The 9,807-nt window shown below is 55.7% G+C and carries 10 protein-coding genes and 1 tRNA gene; all 11 read left to right on the top strand.

What is annotated here, in order from left to right; all coding sequences use genetic code 11:
* A partial coding sequence (locus VNX88_24135) for a hypothetical protein (GenBank protein HWY71778.1) occupies positions 1–265 on the top strand: 265 nt, incomplete at its 5' end.
* A 12-nt stretch (positions 266–277) separates the two neighbouring features.
* On the top strand, positions 278–610 hold the full coding sequence (locus tag VNX88_24130; GenBank protein ID HWY71777.1) for a hypothetical protein: 333 nt from the start codon (positions 278–280) through the stop codon (positions 608–610).
* Positions 611–614: 4 nt separating this feature from the next.
* Positions 615–764: a 50S ribosomal protein L33 gene (gene rpmG, locus VNX88_24125; protein ID HWY71776.1), complete on the top strand. Its 150-nt coding sequence runs from the start codon at positions 615–617 to the stop codon at positions 762–764.
* Between the two features lie 78 nt (positions 765–842).
* Positions 843–918: transfer RNA gene (locus VNX88_24120), tRNA-Trp, on the top strand.
* 63 nt (positions 919–981) lie between these two features.
* The gene (secE, locus tag VNX88_24115; protein ID HWY71775.1) at positions 982–1,230 is read left to right on the top strand and encodes a preprotein translocase subunit SecE; all 249 of its coding nucleotides are present in this window, start codon (positions 982–984) and stop codon (positions 1,228–1,230) included.
* Between the two features lie 39 nt (positions 1,231–1,269).
* Positions 1,270–1,923, top strand: a complete 654-nt coding sequence (gene nusG / locus VNX88_24110; protein HWY71774.1) for a transcription termination/antitermination protein NusG — start codon at positions 1,270–1,272, stop codon at positions 1,921–1,923.
* A gap of 97 nt (positions 1,924–2,020) precedes the next feature.
* Positions 2,021–2,458: a 50S ribosomal protein L11 gene (gene rplK / locus VNX88_24105; GenBank protein HWY71773.1), complete on the top strand. Its 438-nt coding sequence runs from the start codon at positions 2,021–2,023 to the stop codon at positions 2,456–2,458.
* Positions 2,459–2,549: 91 nt separating this feature from the next.
* Positions 2,550–3,257 carry a 50S ribosomal protein L1 gene (gene rplA / locus VNX88_24100; GenBank protein ID HWY71772.1) on the top strand — a complete coding sequence of 236 codons (708 nt, stop codon included), beginning with the start codon at positions 2,550–2,552 and terminating at the stop codon, positions 3,255–3,257.
* Positions 3,258–3,341: 84 nt separating this feature from the next.
* A complete protein-coding gene (gene rplJ / locus VNX88_24095) occupies positions 3,342–3,872 on the top strand; it encodes a 50S ribosomal protein L10 (GenBank protein ID HWY71771.1) in 531 nt (176 codons plus the stop codon).
* A 292-nt stretch (positions 3,873–4,164) separates the two neighbouring features.
* Positions 4,165–4,548, top strand: a complete 384-nt coding sequence (rplL, locus tag VNX88_24090) for a 50S ribosomal protein L7/L12 (protein ID HWY71770.1) — start codon at positions 4,165–4,167, stop codon at positions 4,546–4,548.
* 666 nt (positions 4,549–5,214) lie between these two features.
* Positions 5,215–9,687 carry a DNA-directed RNA polymerase subunit beta gene (gene rpoB / locus VNX88_24085; protein ID HWY71769.1) on the top strand — a complete coding sequence of 1,491 codons (4,473 nt, stop codon included), beginning with the start codon at positions 5,215–5,217 and terminating at the stop codon, positions 9,685–9,687.
* Positions 9,688–9,807 lie beyond the last annotated feature (120 nt).

The raw sequence follows: 9,807 nt of genomic DNA, 5'->3' as shown, positions 1-9,807 counted from the left end.
CGAGATCTACGTGCTGACCAAGGAAGAGGGCGGACGGCATACTCCGTTCTTCAAGGGCTATCGTCCGCAGTTCTACTTCAGAACGACGGACGTGACCGGCGTAGCGGAACTTCCAGCAGGCACGGAGATGGTAATGCCGGGAGACAACGTGGCGCTGACGATTGAGCTGATCACGCCGGTGGCGATGGAGAAAGGCTTGCGCTTCGCGATCCGCGAGGGTGGACGCACGGTGGGCGCAGGCACGATTAGCGAAATCCTGGCGTAGCCGGAACAGATTGTGGCTAAAGTCCTAAAGCAGCAGAACTTCTCGGCGTTCGATCTTTCGAAGCTGCAGGCGAATCTGTATGACATGAAGGTCGCCTGCGGAACAGACGAGTATCTGGCAAGGTTTGTTGGCTGGGAGTCGCGGAAGGAAGATCAGGCTGAGTTGGCGCTGTTTGTCCTCCGAACTGATGAGGGCGAGCAAGTCCGCAAACTGGTTCTTGCTCCGGGCAGCAGGATCGACGATTCGCGCCGCCTTAAGATGTTGTTTGCACTGGTCTTCGCATCGCGTGGATTCGAAGTGCAGGAATTAGTACCGACTCTGCAAGAGTTGGAGAATGTGAAATAGGATCATGAGAGAAATCATTACGTTGCAGTGCAGTGATTGCAAGAACCGTAACTACTCGACCACCAAGAACAAGAAGACGACCACCGGACGTCTCGAGTACAACAAGTTTTGCAAGTTCTGCCGCAAGCACACGTCGCATAAAGAGACCAAGTAGTCAGCCGTCAGCACTCAGCCATTTGAGATACTGTAGTTGGCTGAATGCCGATAGCCGAGTCCTGATTGCTTGTGTTGGAGGGGCGTAAGCTCAACGGTTAAACTGCCGGTCTCCAAAACCGGACTTGGGGGTTCGAATCCCTCCGCCCCTGCCAGAGATTTTGTTGTAGCGCGAAGAAGGAAGCAGGTATCACGTGGGTAGTACGGAGATTAAGCGAGTGAAAGCCACTGCGTTGCCGGACGACGACAATCTTGGCCAACGGCTAAAGGCATGGCCTGACCGCACCAAGGACTTTCTTGAAGAAGTCCGCGGTGAGATGAAGAAGGTTAACTACCCAGGGCGCAAGGAAGTTCAAGCGACGACCACAGTCGTCATTATTACTGTCTTCGTCTTTGCGGCTTATTTCGAAGTGGTCGACAAGATGATCGAGTTCGGACTGAGCCACTTGTTGAAGCTTGTCCGATAGGAATGTAAAGGTGCCGGCCCGGAGCATCGGCTGGAATTTATGATGGCAGAAGAAATCAAGAACGAAGCAACAGTGGAAGCGGCACCGCCGATTGACGGTGCGCAGGCGTCCGAGCAACCCCGCAATCCCAACATGAAGTGGTACATCATTCATGCTTATTCGGGGTTTGAGCGCAAAGTAAAAGAGTCGCTCGAATCGCGCATTCAGGCATTTGGGTTGCAAGAGAAGATCGGTCGCGTGCTGATTCCCACCGAGGCCGTCACAGAAGTTCGCAACGGCAAGAAGTACACCAGTGAACGCATGTTCTATCCCGGCTATGTGCTGGTTGAGATGGATCTCACCGGATTCAGGGCAGGCGGCACGGGCGGAGAGGGCGATCACGTTTGGCAAGTAGTGAAGTCCACACCTAAAGTCACAGGATTTGTGGGAACGGCGAACGATCCTACGCCGTTATCGGACGACGAAGTAAACCAGATCGTCTATCGCGTAAACGTCGGGAAGGACAAGCCACGGCTCAAAGTCAAGTTCGAGAAGAACGAATCGGTGCGTATTACTGATGGCCCGTTCGCAAACTTCAATGGAGTTGTTGACGAGGTGAACGAGGACCGTGAAACCCTGAAAATCATGGTCACCATCTTCGGTCGGGCGACGCCTGTGGAACTTGAGTTTGGGCAGGTTGAGAAAGTGGCATAATAATCGGGTGATCACGCAATCACCCGATCAACGAAACATCATTTGAAGTCGAGAAAGATTGCAAAACTAGAATTTCGAAGAAGCGAGAATTTGAATCATGGCTCCGCCAAAAAAAGTACAGACACAAGTAAAGCTCCAGATCGCTGCGGGCAAGGCTACTCCTGCTCCGCCGGTTGGCCCCGCGCTCGGTCAGGCGCAGATCAACATCATGGAGTTTTGCAAGCAGTTCAATGCCAAGACCAGCGGCAAGGATCAGGAAGGGTTGATCATTCCGGTAGTCATTACGGTCTACACGGATCGGTCGTTTACCTTCATTACCAAGACGCCACCCGCGTCGGTGTTGTTGAAGCGAGCCGCTGCTGTGGCGAAGGGCTCTGGGGCACCAAACAAGGACAAGGTTGGCAAGGTGACCGAAAAACAGGTGTCGGACATCGCCAAGCAGAAGATGCCCGATCTGAATGCCGCCAGTCTTGATGCAGCGGTCAAGAGCATAAAGGGTACTGCCCGCTCGATGGGCATCGAAGTGGTAGCATAGAAGCTTCGTAGCTGTCCGCCGCGGCGGACAGCTACCGTCGCAAACACTACGGCCTTGCAGAACAACGCATGTGCGGTGGGAGACAGGAAAAATGAGTAAAGCAGGAAAGAACATCTCCAAGGCCCGCGCGGCTGTCGAGCCCCGTCCTTACAAGCTCGACGAAGCGGTGCCCCTCCTTCAAAAAGTTAAGTTCGCAAAGTTCGACGAGACCGTCGAAGTGACCATGCGCCTGGGCGTCGATCCCAAGCATGCCGACCAGATGGTTCGCGGCACCGTCGTACTTCCACACGGACTCGGCAAATCGAAGAAGGTGCTGGTCATCGCCACGGGCGAGAAGCAGCGCGAAGCCGAAGCGGCAGGTGCGGATATCGTCGGCGGCGAAGAGATGGTCGAGAAGATACAGAAGGAAAACTGGACCGACTATGACGCGGTAATCGCAACCCCTGACACGATGAAGTCTGTCGGACGCCTGGGAAAAGTGCTCGGTCCGCGTGGCCTCATGCCGAATCCCAAAACGGGAACAGTGACTTTTGACGTAGCTGCCGCCGTAAAGGAAATCAAGGCCGGCAAAGTCGAATTCCGAACCGATAAAACCGCTCTGATTCATGTTCCTGTCGGGAAGATCAGCTTTGAGCCTAAGAAGCTGATCGAAAACGCCGCCACCGTTATCTCGAGCGTAATCCGTGCGAAACCGGCTGCGGCAAAAGGGAAGTACATCAAAGGCGTGACGCTGTCTTCCACGATGGGTCCTGGAATCTCAATCGATTCGGGCCCGCTTGAGGCCGCCGCAAAAGCGTAAGGAGTAGCTTCGAAGCTGCGTGGCTTCGGAGCTGAATACATCGCGCCGCGGAATGTCCGGCGCAGATGCTGAAAAGGATTTCAGATGGCTGTTACAAGAGCGAAGAAGTCAGAACAAGTTGAGAAGCTTGCTGCCGACCTGAAGCAGGTCAACAGCATGATTGTCGGTACCTTTGGCAAGCTGACCGTCGCGCAGGATTTCGAGTTGCGAAAGACGGTGCGTATCGCAGGCGGCAAGTACCAGGTGGTGAAGAACACGCTGGCAAAGCGTGCTGCGCAGGGTACTGCGGTTGAAGAGGCGCTCAAGAGTTTGAAGGGCGTCAGCTCGATTGCTTACACAACCGGTGACCCTGTGGCCTTGGCCAAGGCGCTCACGAAGTATGTTTCCGACAATCCAGAATTCACCTTCAAGCTTGGCGTCGTTGAGGGAAAAGTAATTTCCATCAACGAAGTCAAAGCCTTGGCGACGATGCCAGGCAAAGAGGAGCTTTATTCGAAATTGCTGTTCCTCATTAGCGCTCCGGCTCAACGTCTGGTTACGGCAATGAATGCCGTCGGACGCAACCTGGCTGTCGTGGTCAATCAGGGCGTCGAGCAGAAAAAGTTTGCCGAATAACGGTTGCCCGAAAATCGGGTGATCGGGCCATCGGGTGATCGGGTGAAGTAGCTTCGCCCTCCCAGGCCATTCGTGCAGAAACAGAATTTTCGCCATCGGATTCAGGGTGCTCAGTCTGGGGCACACCGGAAACCTGAATGCGATTGGCAACTCCTCGGCGAGAGCCGACGAGCAGTAGTAGCGGGAGACTAGTCGAGCGGTGCCTTGGAGCGGTTTTACTTCGCCCGATCACCCGATGACCCGATCACCCGATTTGGAAATTACAGTTTTTAGGAATTCGAGGAGATTGAACATGGCGGATATTCAAGCGTTGGAAGATCAGATTGTTGGGCTGTCGCTGCTCGATGCGGCGTCGCTCGTAAAGAAACTGGAAGCTCGCCTCGGCGTTTCGGCTGCGGCTGCTGCTCCAGTTGTAGTGGCTGGCGGTGCCGGCGCGGCGGCAGCTGCGGCGGCTCCGGAAGAGAAGACGGAATTTACCGTCGTTCTCACCGGTGTTGGCGCCAATAAGATCAATGTCATCAAGGCTGTACGCGAAGTCACCAGCCTCGGCCTGAAAGAGGCTAAGGACCTGGTTGACGGCGCTCCGAAGCCGATCAAGGAAGGCGTCAACAAAGAAGAAGCCGAGAACATCAAGAAAAAGTTCACGGACGCTGGCGCTACAGTCGAAGTCAAATAGTCATTGCGCCTGAAGCGGCGCAAGTGGTGTGCCTGAAGCGCTTTGAATCGAAAGTGCCAGTGGCGGCATCAATGGTTGTAAGGTTTTTCGGCGAAGGCGGGAGGCGATCCGTCTTCGCCAGATTTTCTCCTTATCTTGTCCTCGAACAAGCACGTTTATGCCCACACTTGCCAAGCAGTGGGTGGTATCAGCTATAATGTGTTGATTCGAGGCAGAATTCGGATTTGATCAGAGGTGCCGACAGCGTGGCATAAGGGTCCGCTGTCGAGAGTGCCTCATGGGATAGAGTTCGCGGCGGCGGACTTCACACAGGCCTTAAGAACTGGCGCGGGAAACTGACAAACCACAATATTTTTTGCGCTGTTACGGCGCCTGCGCAGAGCTTTGCTCTTGCGTAGGTGCTTTCGTGTCTGTGTGCTGCTCCGCTCCTATATAGCTCAATTTCCTCGGTTTTCAAAATGATTTTTTTCTCGCTGGCGATTGAGGAGCGGGCCAGTCGAGGAAGTAAAACGATTTGATGCATCTTGACGCGAGCTGATTGCCTGCGTCAATCCCGCCCCAGCGACTGATACGCAACATTCAAGGTGAGCTGACGCTCGCGGCAATCGCGAAGTGCCAGCCGGGTGACTGCGGAGACGCAGGTCATTCAACAGATCTAGGAGTCACATGCCGAATAATAACCACCGTGCCCGTCGCACTCGTCTTGATTTCAGCAAAATTCCAGCGACGATCCAGATTCCAAATCTGATCGAAGTGCAGAAGCGTTCGTATGATCGCTTTCTGCAAATGGACAAGCTGCCAAGCGAGCGTGACGATAGCGGACTTCAGTCCGTCTTCCAGTCCGTGTTCCCGATTTCGGACTTTCGCAACGTGTCGCAGCTTGAATTCGTTGACTACGCCATCGGCAACTGGGAGTGCAAATGCGGACACCTCAAAGGTCTCCATCACCTTCGCACGACCTGCCGGAATTGCGGAGCCACGGTCATCACCGATCCATTTCATCCGGGCGAAGTGCTTTGCGGAAAGTGCGGCACCTACAACGCCAACACTCCGGACTTTTGCAACAAGTGCGGTGACCCGGTCGGCTTGCAGCTCAAGTACGACGTAAACGAGTGCGAAGAGCGAGGTATGACGTACTCCGCTCCGCTCAAGGTCACGATTCGCCTCACCATTTTCGACAAAGACGCTGAAACCGGCGCCAAGAGCATTCGCGACATCAAGGAGCAGGAAGTCTTCTTCGGTGACATCCCATTGATGACCCAGAATGGGACATTCATCATCAACGGCACCGAGCGTGTAATCGTCAGCCAGTTGCACCGCTCGCCTGGCGTCTTCTTCGAGACCGCCAACAACCGCACTTACTTCCTCGGCAAGATCATTCCGTATCGCGGTTCATGGGTTGAATTCGAGTACGACCAGAAGAACACGCTGTATGTGCGCATCGATCGCAAGCGCAAATTCCTGGGCACAATCTTCCTGCGCGCCCTCGGCCTGCGCTCCGATGAAGACATTCTCCGTACGTTCTACACGGTCGACAAGATCGCGGTCCGCGAGAAGAAGATTTACTGGACGCTGGAGCCGAACATCGAGCGTCCGACCAACCTGCTGGGCCTGAAGCTAGCCCACAGCATTAAGACCAAGGGCGGAGAAGAAGTTGCTCACTCCGGACGAAAGATTTCTCCCTCGGTCCTGAAGGAAATTCAGAAGGCGAAGATCACCGAGATCGAAATCGACACCACCGATCTCGAGGGCGCATTCACCGCTGCCGATGTAGTCGATACCAGCACCGGTGAAGTTCTGCTCGAAGCCAACACTGAGCTGACGGCAGACAAGCTCTCGAAGATGATTGATGCAGGCATCACAGAGCTGCATCTGTTCTTCCCCGAGCGCGACGATGTGGGCAACGTGATTTCAAACACGCTGCGACGCGATTCCGTGAAGACGCCGCAGGAAGCGCTGATCGAGATCTACCGCAAGCTGCGCCCCGGCGATCCACCGACGCTCGACACAGCAACATCGCTCTTCCATGGCATGTTCTTCGATGCGCGTAAGTATGACTTTTCGCGCGTGGGCCGCTTGAAATTCAACATCAAGCTGTACGAGAAGAACGATCACACCTCGCTCGATCACCGCACGCTCGAGCCGGAAGATTTCTACGCAACCATTCGCTACCTGCTCAAATTGCGTCGCAGCATCGGCCTGGTGGATGACATCGATCACCTCGGCAATCGCCGCGTGCGAGCAGTTGGAGAGTTGATGGAGAACCAGTTCCGCATTGGCCTCGTCCGCATGGAGCGCGCCATCAAGGAAAAGATGAGCGTCTACCAGGAAATGTCGACGGCCATGCCGCACGATCTGGTGAATGCGAAGCCGGTGATGGCTGCAATCCGCGAATTCTTCGGATCGTCGCAGCTCTCGCAATTCATGGATCAAACCAACCCGCTCTCCGAGATCACGCACAAGCGGCGTCTCTCGGCGCTTGGGCCGGGTGGCCTGTCGCGCGAACGAGCTGGGTTCGAAGTTCGCGACGTTCATCCGACGCACTACGGACGCATCTGCCCGATCGAGACGCCAGAAGGTCCAAACATCGGTCTGATTTCCTCGCTCTCGTGCTACGCGCGTATCAACGATTACGGATTTATCGAATCGCCTTATCGCCGCGTAAAGGGATCGCGCGTTCAGGACTTTGTCCAAGTAATGAACAGCGGAGACAGCGAACATCGCGTGGGCGACCACGTCGAACTGCACGAACTGGAGAAGGTCAATGACGAGCTGAAGTCGAAGCGCAAGAAGCCGGCGGACTTCGAGCCATTCTCCTTCTATTTGTCAGCCTGGGAAGAAGACCGTCACGTTATCGCGCAGGCCAACGTAGAACTCGACGACAAAGGGCGCCTGGTAAACGAACTGGTCAACGCCCGCAAGGCCGGCAACTTCGTCTTGGTTCCGCGCGATGAGGTCGATTACATCGACGTGAGCCCGAAGCAGCTTGTTTCTGTCGCAGCCTCGCTGGTTCCATTCCTCGAGCACGACGACGCGAACCGCGCATTGATGGGCGCGAACATGCAACGCCAGTCTGTGCCGCTGCTTCGTGCAGAGGCTCCGATTGTCGGAACCGGAATGGAAGGCGTAACTGCTCGTGACTCCGGAGCTGTTGTTCTCGCCCGGCGCAATGGCATTGTGGACTCGGTGGACTCCGAGCGCATTATCGTGCGCGTCGAGGGTGAGCACCATCCCACGCAGTTGTCGCGTGAAGTCGGAAGCGACATTTATCAGCTCATCAAATTCAAGCGTTCCAACCAGAACACTTGCATCTCCCAGAAGCCGATCGTTCGCAAGGGTGATCGCGTGGTGAAGGGACAGGTAATTGCCGATGGTCCCTGCACCGATATGGGCGAGCTGGCGCTCGGACGAAACGTCCTGGTCGCCTTCATGCCATGGCGCGGTTACAACTTCGAAGACGCGATCCTCGTCTCGGAGAAGCTGGTGCGAGACGACTATTACACGTCGGTGCACATCGAGGAGTTCGAGATCGAAGCTCGCGATACGAAGCTAGGTCCGGAAGAAATCACGCGCGACATCCCGAACGTCTCGGAATCGGCGTTGCGTGATCTCGACGAGAGCGGAGTCATCCGCATCGGCGCATCCGTACACGCCGGCGACATCCTTGTGGGCAAAGTCACTCCGAAGGGCGAGACTCAGCTCACACCGGAAGAGAAACTGCTGCGCGCGATCTTCGGCGAAAAAGCCGGAGACGTTCGTGATGCGTCGCTCACCTGCCCTCCTGGAATCGAAGGCACGGTTGTCGACGTGAAAATCTTCTCGCGCAAGGGGCAGGAAAAAGACGAGCGCGCGAAGGCGATCGAAGCCACGCAAATCGAGAAGCTGGAGAAGAACCTCGCGGACGAGATTCGAATTCTTACCGACGAGCGGCTCAAGCGTCTCGACAACATTCTTGGCAGCAAGGAAGTGCAGGCCGACCTGCACGACGAGCGTACCAACAAGCGCCTGCTGACTAAGGGCGCGATTCTCGACCGCGAAACCATTGAGCGTATTTCGACGCGCAACTTGAAGCGCATCAAGTACGACAACAAGGATCCGCGCGTCAACGAGCAGATCGACGAGATCGAAGAGATGACCTCGCGCCAGATCGATGTTCTGCGCAAGATCGTCAACGAGAAGATCTCGAAACTGCAGAAGGGCGACGAGCTTCCACCGGGCGTGATCAAGCTGGTGAAGGTTTACATCGCCATGAAGCGCAAGCTCTCGGTCGGCGACAAGATGGCCGGACGCCACGGAAACAAAGGCGTCATCGCACGCATTCTGCCGGAAGAGGACATGCCGTATCTGCAGGATGGAACGCCGGTTGAGATCGTTCTCAATCCGCTGGGCGTCCCGTCCCGTATGAACGTAGGTCAGATCCTGGAGACGCACCTTGGCTGGGCCGGTCACGACCTGGGCAAGCGCATCTCGAAGCTGCTCTCGGAAAACTCGCGCGAAGAGACGCTGCGTCGCGAACTGCGGCAGATCTTTAAAGACACACCGTACTTGAAGTCGATCGCCGATATCGACGACGACACGCTGCTCTCGGTGGCGCAGGGAATGGAGAAGGGCGTCTTCTTCGGAACGCCGGTATTCGACGGCGCAACGGAAAAGGAAATCAAGTCGCTGCTCGATCAATCGGGCCTGCCGACCTCAGGCAAGACCGAATTGTTCGACGGCATGACAGGTGACAAGTTCGAGCAGCCGGTAACGGTTGGCTATATCTACATGCTCAAACTGTCGCACTTGGTCGATGACAAGATTCACGCACGCTCGATCGGTCCGTACTCGCTGATTACGCAGCAGCCGCTGGGTGGTAAAGCACAGTTCGGCGGACAGCGCTTCGGAGAAATGGAAGTCTGGGCGCTCGAAGCTTACGGCGCGGCTTACATCCTGCAGGAGTTGCTCACGGCGAAGTCCGACGACGTCTATGGCCGTACCAAGATTTACGAAGCCATCGTCAAGGGTGAAGCCGCAATTGAGCCTGGCGTGCCTGAGTCGTTCAATGTTTTGATTCGCGAATTGCAGTCGCTGTGCCTGGACGTGGAGCTGATCAAGGCGAAAGAGCGTCCGGCTTTGGCAGCGGCAGCGGCAGACTAAACGGAGCGCCGGGCGCCCTCGCCCGGCGCCCGGAATGCAGTTTTAAGAAATACATACGGCATGCTCTGGCGTGCCACAACTCGGTTCTTCTGTCATTCCGAATTGGGAATGGCACAACGA

Source organism: Terriglobales bacterium (assembly GCA_035567895.1).
GTDB lineage: Bacteria > Acidobacteriota > Terriglobia > Terriglobales > Acidobacteriaceae > Gp1-AA112.
This window is presented reverse-complemented; position numbering and strand designations above follow the sequence as displayed.